This window comes from Streptomyces sp. SPB074, assembly GCF_000154905.1.
GTDB lineage: Bacteria > Actinomycetota > Actinomycetes > Streptomycetales > Streptomycetaceae > Streptomyces.
In genome coordinates, this window is the sequence record NZ_GG770539.1 from 2,978,021 (window position 1) to 2,993,829 (window position 15,809).

Annotated in this window: 13 protein-coding genes and 3 pseudogenes; 5 read left to right on the plus strand and 11 right to left on the minus strand. The window is 67.7% G+C overall.

All coding sequences use genetic code 11. The features are described 5' to 3' along the window. Positions 1-13: 13 nt before the first annotated feature. The 7 genes from SSBG_RS12215 to SSBG_RS12245 all read right to left on the minus strand — a co-directional run bounded on the left by SSBG_RS12215 (position 14) and on the right by SSBG_RS12245 (position 3,998). The gene (locus tag SSBG_RS12215; RefSeq protein WP_008746442.1) at positions 14-214 is read right to left on the minus strand and encodes an FxLD family lanthipeptide; all 201 of its coding nucleotides are present in this window, start codon (positions 212-214) and stop codon (positions 14-16) included. Positions 215-268: 54 nt separating this feature from the next. Further along, entirely contained in the window at positions 269-1,507 is a 1,239-nt protein-coding gene (fxlM, locus tag SSBG_RS12220; protein WP_008746443.1) for a methyltransferase, FxLD system, read from the minus strand. 154 nt (positions 1,508-1,661) lie between these two features. Then, entirely contained in the window at positions 1,662-2,327 is a 666-nt protein-coding gene (locus SSBG_RS12225) for a hypothetical protein (RefSeq protein ID WP_008746444.1), read from the minus strand. Then, positions 2,324-2,524 (minus strand): DUF5999 family protein, encoded by a 201-nt coding sequence (locus SSBG_RS12230; RefSeq protein WP_008746445.1) that lies wholly within the window; start codon positions 2,522-2,524, stop codon positions 2,324-2,326. Before SSBG_RS12230 ends, SSBG_RS12225 begins: the two co-directional genes overlap by 4 nt. Positions 2,525-2,568: 44 nt before the next feature. Next, positions 2,569-3,033: a DUF6302 family protein gene (locus SSBG_RS12235; protein ID WP_008746446.1), complete on the minus strand. Its 465-nt coding sequence runs from the start codon at positions 3,031-3,033 to the stop codon at positions 2,569-2,571. Next, positions 3,027-3,485: a DUF6415 family natural product biosynthesis protein gene (locus SSBG_RS12240; RefSeq protein ID WP_008746447.1), complete on the minus strand. Its 459-nt coding sequence runs from the start codon at positions 3,483-3,485 to the stop codon at positions 3,027-3,029. The genes SSBG_RS12235 and SSBG_RS12240 overlap by 7 nt, the downstream gene beginning before the upstream one ends. 39 nt (positions 3,486-3,524) lie before the next feature. Continuing rightward, positions 3,525-3,998 carry an ATP-binding protein gene (locus SSBG_RS12245; protein WP_008746448.1) on the minus strand — a complete coding sequence of 158 codons (474 nt, stop codon included), beginning with the start codon at positions 3,996-3,998 and terminating at the stop codon, positions 3,525-3,527. 175 nt (positions 3,999-4,173) lie between these two features. On the opposite strand from SSBG_RS12245, the gene SSBG_RS12250 reads away from it, so the two are divergent. Next, on the plus strand, positions 4,174-5,565 hold the full coding sequence (locus SSBG_RS12250) for a helix-turn-helix domain-containing protein (protein WP_234010501.1): 1,392 nt from the start codon (positions 4,174-4,176) through the stop codon (positions 5,563-5,565). Beyond that, complete coding sequence (locus SSBG_RS12255; protein WP_008746450.1) at positions 5,562-6,449, plus strand: phosphotransferase family protein; 888 nt, start codon at positions 5,562-5,564, stop codon at positions 6,447-6,449. The genes SSBG_RS12250 and SSBG_RS12255 overlap by 4 nt, the downstream gene beginning before the upstream one ends. A gap of 89 nt (positions 6,450-6,538) precedes the next feature. Here the strand turns inward: SSBG_RS12255 and SSBG_RS12260 are convergent, their stop codons facing one another. Then, complete coding sequence (locus SSBG_RS12260; protein ID WP_037869583.1) at positions 6,539-6,826, minus strand: hypothetical protein; 288 nt, start codon at positions 6,824-6,826, stop codon at positions 6,539-6,541. A 91-nt stretch (positions 6,827-6,917) separates the two neighbouring features. On the opposite strand from SSBG_RS12260, the gene SSBG_RS12265 reads away from it, so the two are divergent. Both SSBG_RS12265 and SSBG_RS12270 read left to right on the plus strand, forming a co-directional pair. Next, the gene (locus SSBG_RS12265) at positions 6,918-7,577 is read left to right on the plus strand and encodes a helix-turn-helix domain-containing protein (protein ID WP_008746452.1); all 660 of its coding nucleotides are present in this window, start codon (positions 6,918-6,920) and stop codon (positions 7,575-7,577) included. Next, a pseudogene (locus SSBG_RS12270) lies at positions 7,574-9,190 on the plus strand (tyrosine-type recombinase/integrase). The gene SSBG_RS12265 and the pseudogene SSBG_RS12270 overlap by 4 nt, the downstream one beginning before the upstream one ends. Before the next feature lie 89 nt (positions 9,191-9,279). Here the strand turns inward: SSBG_RS12270 and SSBG_RS12275 are convergent. Continuing rightward, complete coding sequence (locus SSBG_RS12275; RefSeq protein ID WP_158677768.1) at positions 9,280-10,101, minus strand: hypothetical protein; 822 nt, start codon at positions 10,099-10,101, stop codon at positions 9,280-9,282. 695 nt (positions 10,102-10,796) lie between these two features. Here SSBG_RS12275 and SSBG_RS31015 point away from each other — a divergent pair. After that, positions 10,797-11,797 (plus strand): annotated as a pseudogene (locus SSBG_RS31015) (IS5 family transposase). Positions 11,798-11,957: 160 nt separating this feature from the next. On the opposite strand, the pseudogene SSBG_RS34565 reads toward SSBG_RS31015, so the two are convergent. Beyond that, a pseudogene (locus SSBG_RS34565) lies at positions 11,958-12,185 on the minus strand (site-specific DNA-methyltransferase); the annotation flags it as partial. A gap of 104 nt (positions 12,186-12,289) precedes the next feature. Continuing rightward, entirely contained in the window at positions 12,290-15,742 is a 3,453-nt protein-coding gene (locus tag SSBG_RS12295; RefSeq protein WP_008746457.1) for a DNRLRE domain-containing protein, read from the minus strand. Between the last annotated feature and the right edge of the window lie 67 nt (positions 15,743-15,809).

Consider the following 15,809-nt stretch of genomic DNA (forward strand, 5'->3'; position numbering starts at 1 on the left):
GGGTCGGCCTCGATCAGGCCGGGTCCTCGGTGAAGGAACCGCAGGCGGAGGCACCGGTCGCGCAGGTGGTGCCGCAGCCGTCGCCCGTGGAGCACATGAGGTGGCCGTACGAGTGCTCGGCGATGACGACCTTCACGTCCAGGGGCGCGAAGTCGTCGTCCAGGTCCGCCGACGGTGCGACGACCGGGGGCGGTGCGAGAGTAGCGCTCGTCATGATGTGCCCTTCTTCTCCTAGTTGGGGTGGTGCGGGGTTACCTGACTCCCGGCGTCATGCCGAGGGCCAGGAGAGCGAGATCCGGCTGTGCACCTTGTCGATGACCCGGTCGGCCGGGATCTGCTCATCGGGGGTACTGGCCGGATAGACCCGGATTACCGGGCTGGGGCCGCCGCGCCGGTTGGCCTCCCAGTCGCGGAGCACGCCGGCGATCTCGTCGGCGAACTGCTCCGCGTGCGGGCCGAGGGCGTGCACGCCGTACTCCAAGTGCTTGTTGTCCTCGGTGCGGCGGGTAACGAGGTAGGCGAACGTGTCGTCCTCGACAGCCGCGAGCGCGAACCGCTTGTTCACGGGGTCGACCACGCCCGTGTCCGCGTTCTCATCGACGGCCATCGTGCAGAAGCCCGGCAGGCTGATCGCCATCGCCATCTGGAGGGTGTCGATGAGTTCCTGGATGCGGACGCTGACGCCGGTCCACAGCTCGTGGCGCGGGAACGTGACGGCGTTGTCGAGCCGGTGCGGGTCGGCCGGCAGGCCGTCATCGAACTTGAGCCCGATCTCCGGAGTGCCGTTGACCAGGAGGAGTTCCTCCCGGTGGGCGGTGGAGCCCTGCATCGGGACGAAGCCGCAGATCTTCGCCGACTCGCTCGCCAGGTAGGGGCCGTGCTCGCCCTCGACCTGGATGAAGGAGACCGACCGGGTCAGGCCCCGCATCCGCAGCGGCACCACGAGCCGGCCGCCGGACTTGAGCTGCGCGGTCCAGGCCGGGGAGATGTCCCAGGCCCCGGCGGTCACCATCACGACGTCGACCTCACCGAGGTCCGGGATGGGCTCGGCGGCGTCAACAGTGACGACGTGCACCCGACCGTACCCGTGGTCGTCCAGGAGCCGGCGCGCGCGGTCGGTGACCTCGGGGTCGATGTCGACGGTGACGACTTCACCGTCCTCACCGACGAGTTCGGCGAGGTAGGCCGCGTTCAGCCCGCCAGAGCCGATCTCCAGGACCCGCATCCCGGGCTTCACCTGCGCCTGCTCCAGCATCATGGCCTGAATCTGCGGCGCGGAGACGGAGCTGATCTGCACACCGTGCTCGTCCGTCTTGGTGATCACGGCGGCGTACGTGTCGTACGCCTTGTCCAGCGGCGTGTCGGCGGGGGTGAACTCGTGCCGCGGCACCTTGCGCATCACCGCTTCGATCTCCGAGGAGGAGATGTTGCCGTCCGCGCACAGCTCGTCCACCACCTTGTTCCGCAGGCGGGTCGCCTCGTCGGGCTTGACGGTCGTGTTCGTCATGGACTTCCTTCGGTCGTTCGTGTTCAGGGGGAGGGGGTAGGTCGGCACGGTGTGCCAGTGGGCCGGGAGGCTATCGGCGAACGCTCTCCGTTCGGCGCCGGTGGTGAGCCGCCCAGGAGCCCCGTCCGTATCACTCAGGGCCCCCGGCGGCCGTCTAGGCGGCGGGTACAAGATCGTCCAGATTGACGACCTCGTAGTTCCTCAGTTCGCGTATGAGTTGGCTCGCCAGGAACCAGCCCGACTGGGGGTGCCCGTACGCCACGGGCGCGTCATCGTCGTCGGCAAGAAGGGGTTCCAGGCCGGTGGCGGTGAGGCGGTACCGGGTGCCGATGACGCCCCAGGGGGACGTCGCCCGCGCGCGGAAGGCGATGTGCCCCTTCCGTAGATGCAGGCACAGCTCTATGGACGGTCGCAGGTGCTTCAGGCACACCGGCGGCTGGGCCGTCCTCACCGGCTCACCAGCACGGTGGGAAGCGCCTTCCGAATTCCCGGCGAGGAAGATGTAGCCCTGGTCGGTCTCGGCCGGGCAGAAGCTGACCTGGCACCGAAGCTGCTCCATCGCCTCCCGCTGCCGGACGGGATTGACCATGCGCCACTGCGGCCTGCCCGTCGGCTTCCCGGCCGCGTTCAGCGACTGGGAGCACCGGGCCCACAGCTCACCGCGGGGCCCGCGGTCAGCCGGGGTCTCGTCCTGGTAGGCGAGACGCACGGCGCCGAAGGCGTTCATGCTCAGCGTGAGTTCCGACTCCAGCCCGCCGTACTCGCCCTCGCGCTGGGTGATGTACGGGACCAGCCGGGGCGCCGCGCTGGTCCGCTTCACGCGACTGCCCTCGCCACGTTGAGGGCGCGGTGCGGGGCGATGACCTGGCCGTCCGGCAGCAGCTCACCGGTGTCCTCGAAGAGGAGCACTCCGTTGCACAGCAGGCTCCAGCCCTGCTCAGGCCGGTGCGCGAGGGGCCGCGCGGCCTCCCTGTCGGGAGCCTCAGCCGTGGGGCACGGCGGGTTGTGCGCACACATGGTGCTCGTCCTCTCGGGTGGGAAGTCGGGCCCTCTTCGGCCAGCTACGGTGCCGTGGGGGAACACGGGGCGGGCGTGGCCGAAGGGGGAGTCTGGTGGTGCCGCTGCGTGAAGGCGGCTATCGCTGCATCGCTGTAGCCGTAGAAGCGTCCGAAGACCGCATCGTCCTCCCGCCAATCGGGAGCGGGGTCGCCCCACTCGACGGTGTGGCAGGTCTCGCGGTATGGCGACCATCGAACGCGCAGGCGCGGGAAGCCGGGGTGCTCCGCGAGGAGGGCATGCGTCGCTGTCGCGTGCGTCAGCAGATCGAAGGACATGTATCCGCCGCGGCGCGGCCCGCCGGCGGGGACCGCGAGGAGCGGCGCCCGGAAAACACGGACTGCTACGGCGTCCGCGAGGAGAGCAGGTTCGGCGAGACGGCTGCGGAAGTATTCGTAGTCGTACGCTTCCGCAGCCGGGCGCAGGGAGACGGCGGGGCGGCGAGGCAGCGTTGCGGCGGCGGTCAGCATTCGATCTGCCCCTTGATGTACCGGGCTTCGATCAGTTCATCGACCAGGTCGGAGGTCACGAAAGCGAGGCGACGAGCGAAGCCGACAGCTTTCTGGTGGTCGGCCGGCGTGCGCTCATCCCGCATAGGGCGTCCCAGTTCAACGAGCCGGGCCATCTCTACGGTGGGAGCAAACTGCTTGTCAGCGACAGCGATGTCACTGAGTCGCTTCAGGTGGTCGCGGAGGCGTTCGATCAATGCTCCGGTCGCAGCCACGGGCGGCGGCTGGTTGCCGATCGTCATGTCGAGATCATCGAAGATCGCCTCGACGTCGAGGGGCTTCCATGCGGTGATCCGCTCCAGGACCAACTTCAAGCTGCCGGCGTCAAGTGGAGGTGTCCACTTCGGGACGCCGGGCTCGTTGGCTGGCGGAGGAACCACGTCGTTCTCCGGTACCAGAGCGGTGAGGGACATCGGGAACTCCTGGGGAGGGCCAAGTGCCGGCCGTGGGGGCTAGAAGTGCTCGGTCGATTCCGGGGTCCCTATGAAGACCCACACGTCCTTGCCCGCTGAGGTCATGGAGACGGACGCGTCGTCGGCCAGGGCACGGAGCAGCATCAGCCCACGCCCCTCTTCGGCCAGGGGGTCCGGCGACGAGTACACCGGCGGGTGGGGGTCCTGGTCGCGGATGATGGCGGTGACGCCGTCCGGCACCTTCTGGAGGAGCAGGCTGGCCATCCGGCACCCGTCGGCGTCCGCAGGGGTGTGCTGCAAGACGTTGGTGAGCAGTTCGTTGACCACGGTCAGCATGCGGAACGCGGTGCCGTTGTCGACGCGCCACCAGCAGAGGTGCGCGGCGACGATGTCCCGGACGGTTCCCAGGTCTTCGGCCCGGACGTTGAAACTCATGTCGAGTTGGCCGTCCACACTTCTGGACGTGGCTCGAACAGAAGCATCCCGCTCGCGGGTGTCGACGAGTAGTTCCATCGCTGCTTCCTCCGTTCTGCCAGAACCCCTTCAGCAGGGGTGGGTTGCGGTGTGTACTGGTCTAGAACCGATCAGCAACCATTTAGGCAGAGCGCACCGAGAACGTGCAGAGCCTGATGCCGAGAGGTGAAGAGTTCGGCATCGACGACTTCGGGGACAGGACATGCCGCAGCCAATGAAGCAGCTCGTTCCGGGGGCGTCCCCCCAGGAGTGGTTCGGCAGCGAGCTGCGCAGACTTCGCCTGGAACAGGGGCTGTCGGCCAAGGCGCTTGGTCGGTTAGTGCAGGTCAGCGACGACATGATCTTGTCGATTGAGAAGGGCAAGTACCCGAGCTGTCGTCGCGACGTGGTGCAGCGGCTCGATGACGCCCTCGGCACGGGTGGGCTCCTTGACCGGGCGTGGCGGATGGTCTTCGGCGACGGCGATGCCGATAAAAAGCGGGCCGATGCCGATAAGGCTTCCGCGCGCCGGGGGGAAGTGCGCGTTCAGGCGCCCGCAGGCCGCATCCTGGGCGGAGACGAACCGACTCTTCGCCCTGGGAGCCATGAGCCCGTGATTCGACGCTCGTTCCTCGGAATCGGCGGCCTCGCCGCCATAGCCCCTCTCAACTTCACCGATGTCTTCGCGCCCGCCGAGCTGTCTCTCCCGACCCACGTCAACCCGAGCCACGTCGACCAGGTCTTGGCCGTGGCCAACGCCCTCAGCAGCATGGACAACGAGCTGGGTGGCGGGGGCGTGGTACGTGACGTGGCCGCCCGAGCGATGCAGTGGTCGGCCGGCCTGCTGCAAGCGCAGTTCCCAGAGCACCTACGAACCGACCTGTTCGCCGCCGTATCGCGCCTCGGCATCGTGGTCGGCGCCTCTGCCTTCGACGCCTACCACCACGACGAAGCCACCAAGACGTTCCGATTCGCAGCGGATTGCGCCGAGGAGGCCGGCGACTGGCATCTGCGGGCCAAGACGTACTCGTTCCTCGCACGGCAAGCCGTATGGATCGGAGCCCCCGATGACGGCCTCACCTACGCCGAGAAGGGGCTCGTGCGCTCCGACCGCTTGACGGCGACAGAGCAGGCGATGCTTCACACGGCGCGGGCCAGGGCCTTCGGGAAGATGGGGAATGTCCGCGACACCATGGCGGCCGTCGGCGCCGCGGACGAAGCGTTCACCCGGGCCCGGCCCGCCGAGGACCCGTCGTGGATGGCCTACTACGACGAGGCGCAGCACAACGGGGACACGGCTCACGCCCTGTTCGATCTCGCGATCCTGGCCGGGCAGGACCCGGGCCGGGCCGCTCGTCGATTCGACACAGCGGTGAAGGGACACGCAGACGCCTACAAACGGTCTCGTGCGATCTCACGGACGAAGCTGGCCTCTCTGCTCATGGCCAAGGGTGACCCTCGCCAGGCGGCGGCGCTCGGCCACGACGCCCTCAACGAGGTAGGCCGGCTCACCTCCCGGCGCGCTGCCGACGATCTGCGGCAGCTCGGCCGCTTCGCCTCGAAGCATCGGACCGTCCAGGAGGCTTCAGCGCTGCGAGATCGGATCGCCGCTACGGTTTCGGCATGACTTCTTCGGCAGCCGCACCGGCGCGTCACGCCCTGAAGCAGGCATGTTCCGCAGTCGGATTGGACTCCGCCGGAGCGGAACCTCTTCGCCTGGCCGAGAACCAGATATGGCGGCTGCCTCATCAAGGGGTGATCGTGCGGATCGCCCGGGAAGGACAGAGTGCTGCGGCAGCCCGCGAGGTGCGCGTCGCACGCTGGCTCGACCAGGAGAACGTCCCCGCCATTCGTCTGGTCGACGTGGAGCAGCCGGTCGAGGCAGGCGGCAGACCCGTCACCTTCTGGGCAGAACTCCCCCCGCAGGAGCACGGCTCCGTTGAAGACGTCGCTCAGCTCCTCGCACAGCTCCACTCCTTGCCCACACCAGACATCGAGTTGGGGTACCTCGACCCCTTCATCCGGGTCGACGAACGGCTGCAAGCGGCCACCACGATTCGCGATGATGACAAGGAGTGGCTGCGCGCTCTTCACCGCGACCTCGCAGCAGCCTGGGCCGAGCGGCCGGCCGGTCTCCCCGACCGGGCTGTGCACGGCGACGCATGGCCCGGCAACATCGTCCGCACGGCCGACGGGGTCCTGATGATGGACCTGGAGCGCTTCTCGGTGGGGCCTCCAGAATGGGACCTCGTATCCACCGCCGTACGCGCGAAGACCACCGGAGCCGTCAGCAGCGGCGAGTACGACCGGTTCTGTGCGGTGTACGGACATGACGTGGCTGCGTGGGAGGGCTACCCCATCCTCGCGCGTGCCCGTGAGCTGCGGATGGTGACGTACGCGGCGCAACACGCAGCCAGCAATGCGGAGTGGCGGAGCCAGGCGCAGTTTCGGATCGACTGTCTGCGTGGTCGATCCGGACCGCGGCCGTGGTCGTGGAGGGGCATCCTCTGATCAAGGTGTTCGTGCACCTCATCCCTGCAAGCTCCCTGCCCTTGCGAGACTGGCCGGATGGGGCTGCGCCATCCTTCGCGGCGTACGGACTACGCAGCGAGGCCGTGCCGCTCGCTGTCGCTCGCCTCCTGGCTTCCTCCAGAGTGCCGGTGCCCCAAGCCCAGCAGCTTCAGCAGGTCGGCCGTGACCACTCGGTAGGCGTTCCCTAGGCGCAGCACCTTAACCGGGTACTCCCCCTGCTTCGCGAGCCCATACCCGGTGGACCGTCCGATCATCAGCGCCTTGTTCGAGGTGTCGAGATCGATCACAGCCGGAAGAGCGAGCAGCTCGTCGCTCGTCAGTCCCCGCCCCGCTCCTGCCGCCCTAGGTGCTACCATGACGCTCTCCTGACGTTTACGCGTGCCGTAGTGACGCGAAAGATGTATCACGGAGTTGCGGCAGCGCCTTCTCGCTTCTTAGGGTGTCACCATGACACCTGATCAATGGTCGACAGCGTTCACCGGTCGGATCGCTCAGCGCCTACGAGACTCGCGCCGGGCCGCCGGCCTCACGATGGCCGAGGTCGCGCAGGAGTGCGCGGCCCGCGGCATGCCGGAAATCACCGAGCACTCGATCAAGAACCTGGAGTCCGGGCGCAAGACGAGCGTCAGCGTGGCGGACGTCGTCATGCTTGCCGACGTACTGGACGTCCCGCCGGTCACCCTGCTGTTCCCGCTCGGTTCTTCGGCGGCGGTCGAGGTTCTGCCGGGTCGCGAGCTGTCCACCTGGGACGCGGTCGCGTGGTTCACCGGTGAGACACCTCTGGATGATGCGGCCCCCGAGGGCTCGCCCCGGGACGTGCTCGACAGCTTCCGACACCATGGCGACCTCGTTGCCGCGTCGATGTCGTCGTACGACTTGGCGCAGGAGCGACGACGTGTGGCCAGCACCACTCTGGACCGCAGTCGCCGAACCACGCTTCTTGAGCGGGCCGAGGGATACGAGGCGCACGCCTTCGAGGACGCCCAAGAGCTGCGCGCGTACCGAGAGCGGATGCGTCAGCGCGGCCTCACCCCTCCGGCCCTTCCTGACCGACTCGCCTTTGTCGACGAGCCCCACATACACCCCGAGGCCGAGGAGCGTGAATGAAGAAGGGCACCATCACGCGACGGTGCCGGTGCACTGACCCCGAGACCGGCAAGGACCTCGGGGCGTCGTGCCCGAAGCTCCAGTCGCGACGGCACGGGACCTTCGGGGTGTTCCAGGAGCTGGACCCCGCCCAGGACGGCCGACGACGGCGGTTCCGTCGTGGTGGCTTCGAGACCTCCACCAAAGCCCAGGAGGAGCTGGGCAAGGTCCGCGCCCTCATGGCGATTCCCGAAGAGGACGACGCGTGGGGCAGGACGCAGATCAGCGACCTGCTGGAGGACTGCGTCAAGGAGAAGACCCCTCTGCCGGACTACGACGAGACCCGTCGCCGGTTCCAGACGGGTCAGTCGCTCAACTCGAAGACCACCGTCGGGGAGTGGCTCGACACCTGGCTGGCCGGGCGGAAACGTCTGCGCCGTGGCGGTGCGTCGCGCTACGAATGCGACATCCGCGTCCACCTCAAGCCGCACCTCGGGCATCTTCGCCTCGACAAGCTCCGGGTCCACCACATCGACAAGATGTTCGACGCCATCAACGAGCGGAACATCGAGATCCAGGAGCAGAACGCCCAGCGACGCGCGGTCGCCGACGAGCTGAAGGCCACCCCGAACAAGGGAGCCGAGAACCGGGCGCGCCGGAAGTGGTTCCGCGCACAGCTCGACGCGATGCCGCCGTTCCGTCGAGTCACCGGGCTGAACACCCAGCCTCACATCCGCGACACGCTCCGGGCCGCGCTCAACGTCGCCATCGCTCAGCAGGTCATGCCCGCCTTCAACCCGGCCGCTCACGTCGAGCTGCTGCCCGGTACCAAGCCGAAGGCCCTCGTCTGAACCGAGGAGCGCATCGCTCGTTGGCAGGAGACCGGTAAGCGGCCGTCGCCGGTCATGGTCTGGACCCCGGAGCAGACCGCCGTCTTCCTCGACTTCGTCGCGGGAGACCGGCTGTACTTGCTCTGGCGACTCATTGCGTTTCGCGGTGCTCGGCGAGGAGAGGCGTGCGGTGTGCGCTGGGAGGACTACTCCGCGAAGCACTGCTCGCTGGCCATCGCCACGCGGCTCGTCCAAGACGGCTGGGAGGTCCACGAGGGTGCGCCCAAGACCGACAGCGGCCTCCGGCTGATCGCCCTGGACGGCGAGACCAACGAGGGCCTCCTCACGCATAAGGCGCGCCAGCAGACCGAGCGCGAGGCATGGGGTGAGGGCTGGCAGAACACCGGTCGGATCTTCACCCAGGAGGACGGCTCTCTCCTCCACCCGGGCAAGGTCAGCGATCTGTTCGAGCGCCTCGTGGAGGCGGCTGGCCTTCCGCCGATCCGCCTTCATGACCTCCGGCACGTCGCTGCGACGCTGATGCTCGCGGCGGGCGTCGACATCAAGGTCGTCTCGGAGACCCTCGGCCATTCGGACACGCGGATCACGCGGGACATCTACCAGTCGGTCCTTGACGACCTGGCGCGTGACGCCGCCGAGAAGGTCGTGCAGCTCGTCCCTCATGCGCGTAAGGCGCTGGCGGCTGTTCCGGACGTCGTGCCGCAGGTAGACCCCGCGTCTCGCCTGCCGAGGGTGGCGCCGCCACGTAAGGACGACCCGACCCAGCAGAATCGTTCCGCCTGACGGTGGACGGAGAAGGAGCCCCGGTCAGAGGGAAGCTGACCGGGGCTCCGGCTTGTGCGCGAAGCCGCTTCATGGCCTCGCTGGGCTGCTCAGAGAGGGTCATCCACGACCGTCAACAGCGCTGCGGCGATGGCGATCAGCGCTTTCGCCTCGTCCCGGCTGTAGCTGAACGCCGACGTCACCGCGTCCTTGTGAACCGCTGCGCTCGTCTGGTCCTCGACGGCGAGACGGATCCAAGCCCAGCGTTCGTCTTGCGTGCGCTGCAACCTGTCCTTGCCGCCGGGCCACTTCCAGCCGCTGTGGTCCTTGATCCATTCAAGCGCGCGACGGGCCTCCAGGATCGCGCCTTCGATGTCGTCGTCCAGGAGTCGGCGCTGGGCTGAGCGCAGGAACCGGGCGGGCGTCGCGCGGGGGTCGCCCTCCAACGGGAACGGGACCTGCATCTCGAACGCGACCGCGGGGCCGAGGGCGGAGACCTGTTCGATCCAGCGGCTCTTTGCCACGCTGAAGTGCAGGACCTCCGTCGTGCTACCGGGGTAGCCGGGGGCCTGCGGAAGCGTGCCGGTGACCTCCAGTTCCATTCGGAGGTCGCCGTCGCGAGCCTCGTTGATGGCGTGGAGTTGGGCCGAGGTGAGGAGGAACTTGAGGACGGGCCGCTCGACTCCGGTCTCCGGCGTGAACGCGAGCACTTCCGTGCCCCGTCCGACGAGCGTCCGCTGGTAGGGGTTCGCGATCCCGTACAGGTCGGTCTGGAGAGCCAGGAACCTGCCGGCCTTCGTCGCACTGGGTGCCTTCACATCCAGCCCGACCTGCAGACAGATCGTGCCCATGCCCCGAAGGAGCTGGACGCTCTCCTCCCGGACGCCGAGGACGAATTCGCCGACCTCCGCGTCGAAGCGCATCACGTTCACGACCGCCCCCTCCACCGTGATCTTCCGACCGACCGATTCTCTACCAGGCGGCGCGGTGACGACGTCGGTTTATAGGAACCCCCCAAGAGCACTCACGACGGATTACGACCCGTCGACCGCAGATGCGCTCTTGAAGTCGCCTCCCCGTTGCCGGTCGGCCGGCCCCCGCCTGTCCACCGCTTTGCACGCCCGCTGCACGCCTGTCCACCGGTTGTCCACCGGTGGCGATCATGGTGCCCCGAACGGGACACATCACCGCCGAGAATGGATCAAGAAAAGCACAAAGGCCCAGGTCAGAGGCTATCTGTCCTGGGCCTTCTCGGAGCCGCCTTCGGGATTCGAACCCGAGACCTACGCATTACGAGGCCGTCAGAGATCGTGCTCTTCTGTGCCACGTCATGCCGCGCAGGGTTGTTTTGCCTGATCAGACGGTGCGTGCTGGTCCACCGTGTCCACCTACTGCTGCCACGTCCACGGCCGTCCTGCCACAGCGCTGCCACGCGTTGGCTTGGGCCGGAGCTACTTGTGCTCCGCTTCTGCGTTGTAGGGATCATGCAGAACACCTCGCAGAGAAGGCGGACGGCCTCATCTGGTCCACCCATCAGCGGGAACCGCGCCCTAGGGAGCGTATTTGGTCGTGATCAATCTGCGGGTTTTGCCTGCGTGGTGGGTCCTGGGCGGGTAGGCCTTCATGGGTGACTCGTATGCAACTGACGGATGCGGAGTGGGATTTCATCGGGCCGTACCTGCCGATCGGCGAGTACGGCCCGTACCCCGAGCGGCTGCGGCAGCAGTTCGAGGGCGTGATCTGGCGGTTCAAGACGGGCGGCCAGTGGCGGGAGATGCCGGCAGAGTTCGGCGCCTGGTCGACCGTCCACAACCGCTTCCGGCAGTGGCGTGACGCCGGGGTCTTCGAGGCCCTGCTGGAGGGCCTGATCGCGGAAGCCGCGAAGCGCGGTGAGGTGGACCTGTCCCTGGTCAGCATCGACTCCACCACCGCCCGTGCCCACCACGACGCGGCCGGCATGCACCTGGACGAGGAGGTCCTCACCGCTCTGGAGAAGGCTGCCGCCGAGGCGGAGAAGGCCAGGTCAAAGGGGGCGGCTGCGACGAACAAACCGGGCAGGAGGCCGGGAGCGATCCCGGGCGGGAAGAACGACGGCGCGTCCGGCGCCGACGCAAACTTCGGCTGAAGGCCGCCCTGCTCGGACGCTCCAGGGGCGGGCAGACCAGCAAGATCCATGTCGCCGGCGACCGGAGGTGCCGCCCGCTGGCGTTCATCCTGACCGAGGGGCAGGCCGCCGACAGTCCGCAGTTCATCCCAGTGCTGGGGAAGGTACGGGTCCGCGGGCTCGTCGGCCGTCCCCGCACCCGGCCGGACGCGGTCGCCGCAGACAAGGCGTACTCGTCCTGCGGCAACCGTGCCCACCTGCGCAAACGCCGTATCAAAGCGGTCATCCCGGAGAAGAAGGACCAGGCCGCCAACCGGAACAAGAAGGGCTCCCACGGCGGCCGGCCCGTCAGCCACAACGCAGACCTCTACAAGGAGCGGAACACCGTCGAGCGTCTGATCAACAAGCTCAAGGCATGGCGAGGCATCGCCACGCGCTACGACAAGACCCCCGACAGCTACCTCGCCGGACTCTACCTACGCGCCTCGATGATCTGGCTCAGAGACCTCACCCGGACCACCTGAGATCACAACCACATACGCTCCCTAATGCGCCGCCCGGTGCCCGTGTTACCCGGAGGGCACGGAGCGGGAGAAAGGGCACCCAGATCTACGGATCGTCAAACGCGATGCTGCCCCACGTGAGGGACCTGCCGGGGCGATCGACACGACGGCCTGGAAGGGGTCCGGGCAGGTAGAGGTCCCGCCTGGTGTGGGTGCTGTAGGTGCCCTTGACGCCCCAGGTGATGAACTCAGCGCTCTGCTTGAAGCCGCCCTTGCGCGGGCGACTGGCGGGCTTGATGCACGGGAGCGTCCGGTTCCTCGTCCAGCCCGCCATCTGAAGCGCGTCGGAGGTGGCGGGTTCCTGGCGCTAGTCGGAGAAGGCCATCGCGATGGCGTGCTCGGTCGCCGAGGCGCCGCTTGCGTGCACTGACAGTCGCGGAGGGGGCGACAGGCTCAGAACGGGTCCGGGCCGAGGTGGCAGTAGCGCCTCCTCGGCCCGGTCCGGGTGCCGGTTCAGCCGACTGCGATGCGTTTCTTCCAGGCGTCGTTCGCGGTGATCATGGTGGTGCCCGCACCGGGCAGGACGGCTTTATCTCCGGCGTAGAAACGGACGGAGCCGTCGCTGCGGACGGTCCAGACGTCGGGTATGCCGTCGCCGTTGGCGTCGGGGGTGCCGATGACGAAGGGGATGCTGGCGCGTGTCCAGCCGCCCCCGCTGTAGGGGTCGTCCACGCCGGTCACGGAGTTGGCGGCGACGGCGAGGGAGTTGAGGTCGGTGCCGCCGGTTGCGGCTTTCTTTCCGAGGCGGAGTTGCAGCTTCTGTGTGCGGTCGTCGCGGAACAGCAGGTCGGCGGCGCCATCTTTGTTGATGTCCTGAACCATGACGATGTCCCGGTCGAGCCAGGACGCGCTTGTCAGGTGGATTGCGGTGGCGATAGCGGCGCCGTTGTAGCCGGTGAAGGCCCAGAGACCGTCTCCAGCCGTGGCGAAGAAGTCAGTTTTCCCGTCCCCGGTGATGTCGCCCGCTGCCACGATCTGGATGAGTTTCGAGGGATCGGGCGCGTTGGACGGGAGGAGGATCTCGCGTCGCTTGTCGGTGTTGACGGCTCCGTATCCGTCGCCGGGGTAGACCCAGAGCTTTCCGCCGACGCGGGCGACGAGGTCCTGAAGGCCGTCGCCACCGTAGATGTCGCCGTTGTGGGTGATGAGGGTGCTGCCCTTGAAGTGGCCGGAGGCGGAGACGTAGGGCGGGAGGTCGTCGCCTGCGGGGTCCTTGCTCGGGTTGGCACGGTAGGCGCCGGACATGGAGTAGTCGAGGTCGCCGCTGCCCTTCGTCACGTCGGTTGCCTGGCCCTGGGAGGGGTAGAGCGCGAGGTTGCCGGCTTCGGTCACCACCATGAGGTCGGGGAGCTTGTCGCCGGTGAAGTCGCCTGGCGCGTCGGCTTCGTCGCGTGGGGAGACGTAGAAGTAGTACTTGGTGGCCTGGGAGACGTTGCCTGCTCCGTCGACGGTGCGTACGAAGAGGACGTTGGGGCCGGCCGTCGGCGGCTTGGCATCTGTGATGGTGAGCTTGACGGAGGTCGCGGTCCCGGCGGTGCGGGTGCGGGAGAAGTTGTAGTTGCCGCCGTTGAAGCTGTACTCGTACTTCACGACGTCGGTGTTCAGCGCGCGGAAGGTGAAGGAGCCGGCAGTGCCGAATTTCTTGGTGCTCCAGGCCGCGTCCTCGTTGCCGTTGCCGAAACCGTTGTCACTCAGATCGGCGTCCGGGAAGTCGGTGGAGGTCACCTCGGGCGCCTTGGGGGCCGAGGTGTCGAGGATGAACCGGCAGGGAGTCTTCGACGGGGAGTAGGCGGAGGTCGCCTTGCGGTCGTCGACGGCTCGTACACGCCATGAGTAGAGCGTGTTGTTGGTGAGTTTGCTCGTCGGGAATTTCGCTGTGGTCGCCTTGGCGGAGGAGCCGGAGAGGTTGGCCTGTCCCGTCGTCTTCAGGAGGTCCTTGGTGGTGTCCCATTTGCCGGTGGGCCACAGGTCGAAGTCGAGGTAGTCGAGGTTGCCGTCCTTGTCGGCGGCGCTGGCCGTGAAGGTGATGTCCTCGGCGCCCATGCGGACGTAGGGCTCCGTGGTGGTGCACTTGGAGTCGGGGCTGAGGTCGAGGCCGGTGGGGGCGGAGGGCTTGCGGTTGTAGGTCAGCCTCAGAATGGGTGCGCCGTCGTTGTCGTTGGCTCGGAATTTCTTCCAGGCGTACTGCGAGTCCTCGTTCGAGGCGCGAAGGCCGAAGGTCATCGTCGCCTTGCCGTCGTCAGCTGCTGCCTGGGCTTGTTTGGTCACGGTGAACTTCTCGTACGCGTCCCTGCACCCGGACTTGTACCCGTGGGCGAAGGAGCGGCTTGTGATTTTGTTGCCGTCGTGGAGCTTGGGAGCGTTGGACCAGTTGGTCTTCGACCCGATCTTTCCCGTGACATGCACACTCATCGACCGGGCGCTGCACGACCAGGAGTACGTCTCCAGGAGACGGAAGGTGGCGTCCTCCATCTTGACGCCCTTCAGGTCCGACCCGAAGTCCATGTTGAAGTAGGAGCGGGACGTTCCCCAGGTGTCGGACTCAAAGCCGACGCGGGCTTCGGCAGTTCCGCCCTTGTTGAAGTTACGGCCGTTGTAGAACGTGGAGTGGGGGTAGCGGCTGTAGGCGGTGGTCCAGCTGTTCATGTGTTTGTTGAACGACGGGTCGATGAAGACGGGGTAGACGGTGTCGTTGGCGTCGAGGAAGTCCGCGTCGGGCTTGATGAGCCACTGGTCCCCGACCAAGTCGGCCTCTACGAGGGAGCCGTGGCTGTCAGGGCCGGGACCGTCCAGTGAGGGAAGGCCGAGGGTGGCCGCACTGCCGGACTGGCTGGGGGCGGCGGTGGGCTCCGGAGGAACGGAGGGCAGGGGCTCGTCCGAGAGGGAGGGAGCAGCCTCATCGCTGGCGCTGGGCAGCACCTCCGGGTTCGTGTCGGTCTGCTCGTCCGTTTCCACCTCCTCTTCCTCGGGAGTAGGGGTGACGCTCTCGTCGGGCGCTTCGGATGAGGCGGGAGGAAGGCTTTCGGCAGTGGAGGGCTGCGCGCTCGCACCGACCTGTCCATCGGTCACTGCGGGCATACCGGCGTTGTCCCACATGACGGGGGAGGGGGAGAAGGCGACCTCGTCGCCGTTCTTGTCCTCGGCGGAGACGATGTCGGAGAGCGGGTCGATGCGGAAGACGAGGGTGCTCGACGTCAGCCCGTAGGAGAGTTGGCGCACGCGGGCGTCGGCGGCGGCCGTACGGTTCTTGACGACCAGGAGCTGCGCGAATCCTCCGTCGCTCGCGGTCAGGACGAGGTCGGCGCCGGGGAGGATTTCGGGGTAGAGGATGCGGGAACCGTCCACGATGGGCGTCGGTACGGCACCGGGCCACGTCAACTGGACGGTGTGCTCGCCGACATCGAGGGACGCCAGCGGGGTCTGGGGCTCGGCGTCAGCCGCTGCCGCCTGCTGGAGCAGGGGCACGCGGCGCACCGACCGGGACGACCGCTTGCCCTCGCCGCGCCCGCCGGGCGAGAACCATATGCGGGCGCTGGTCGCCTTGGTCTCCCAGCCGCTCTTCGTACGCGTGAGCGTGGCGTCGATGGGCTTCCACTCGCCGTCCTTGAACACCCTGACCGGCACCGGTGTGATGCGGCGTTCCATCAGGTGATCGGGACGCGCCCACGTCGTGGAGGTGGGCGTACGCAGCGCCGTCACCTCGACGGTTTTCCCGGTGCGGGAAGCGGCGGCGACAGCCGCGTCGACCGTGCGGGGTGCGGCCTTTGGGGGCCGGGCGGGCGCCTCGGCCGACTGCGCGGGGTCGTCGTGGAGCCCGGCGTAGGTGAGCCCTGAGGCGAGGATCGCGGCGGCGAGTCCGCCGGCTGCGAGGGCGCCGCGCCTGCGGTGCCTCTGTTGTTGCGACAACAACGGTACGTATTCCTCCCCTTGGGGCCCGGCCACAACGACCCGGCGTGGCTGTGCGACGCGCCGG

What these genes read in the sequence shown, in the direction of transcription:
- SSBG_RS12215 (WP_008746442.1), bottom strand. Translation starts at nt 214, where the DNA reads ATGACGAGCGCTACTCTCGCACCGCCCCCGGTCGTCGCACCGTCGGCG.
- fxlM (WP_008746443.1), bottom strand. Translation starts at nt 1,507, where the DNA reads ATGACGAACACGACCGTCAAGCCCGACGAGGCGACCCGCCTGCGGAAC.
- SSBG_RS12230 (WP_008746445.1), bottom strand. Translation starts at nt 2,524, where the DNA reads ATGTGTGCGCACAACCCGCCGTGCCCCACGGCTGAGGCTCCCGACAGG.
- SSBG_RS12235 (WP_008746446.1), bottom strand. Translation starts at nt 3,033, where the DNA reads ATGCTGACCGCCGCCGCAACGCTGCCTCGCCGCCCCGCCGTCTCCCTG.
- SSBG_RS12240 (WP_008746447.1), bottom strand. Translation starts at nt 3,485, where the DNA reads ATGTCCCTCACCGCTCTGGTACCGGAGAACGACGTGGTTCCTCCGCCA.
- SSBG_RS12245 (WP_008746448.1), bottom strand. Translation starts at nt 3,998, where the DNA reads ATGGAACTACTCGTCGACACCCGCGAGCGGGATGCTTCTGTTCGAGCC.
- SSBG_RS12250 (WP_234010501.1), top strand. Translation starts at nt 4,174, where the DNA reads ATGAAGCAGCTCGTTCCGGGGGCGTCCCCCCAGGAGTGGTTCGGCAGC.
- SSBG_RS12255 (WP_008746450.1), top strand. Translation starts at nt 5,562, where the DNA reads ATGACTTCTTCGGCAGCCGCACCGGCGCGTCACGCCCTGAAGCAGGCA.
- SSBG_RS12260 (WP_037869583.1), bottom strand. Translation starts at nt 6,826, where the DNA reads ATGGTAGCACCTAGGGCGGCAGGAGCGGGGCGGGGACTGACGAGCGAC.
- SSBG_RS12265 (WP_008746452.1), top strand. Translation starts at nt 6,918, where the DNA reads ATGACACCTGATCAATGGTCGACAGCGTTCACCGGTCGGATCGCTCAG.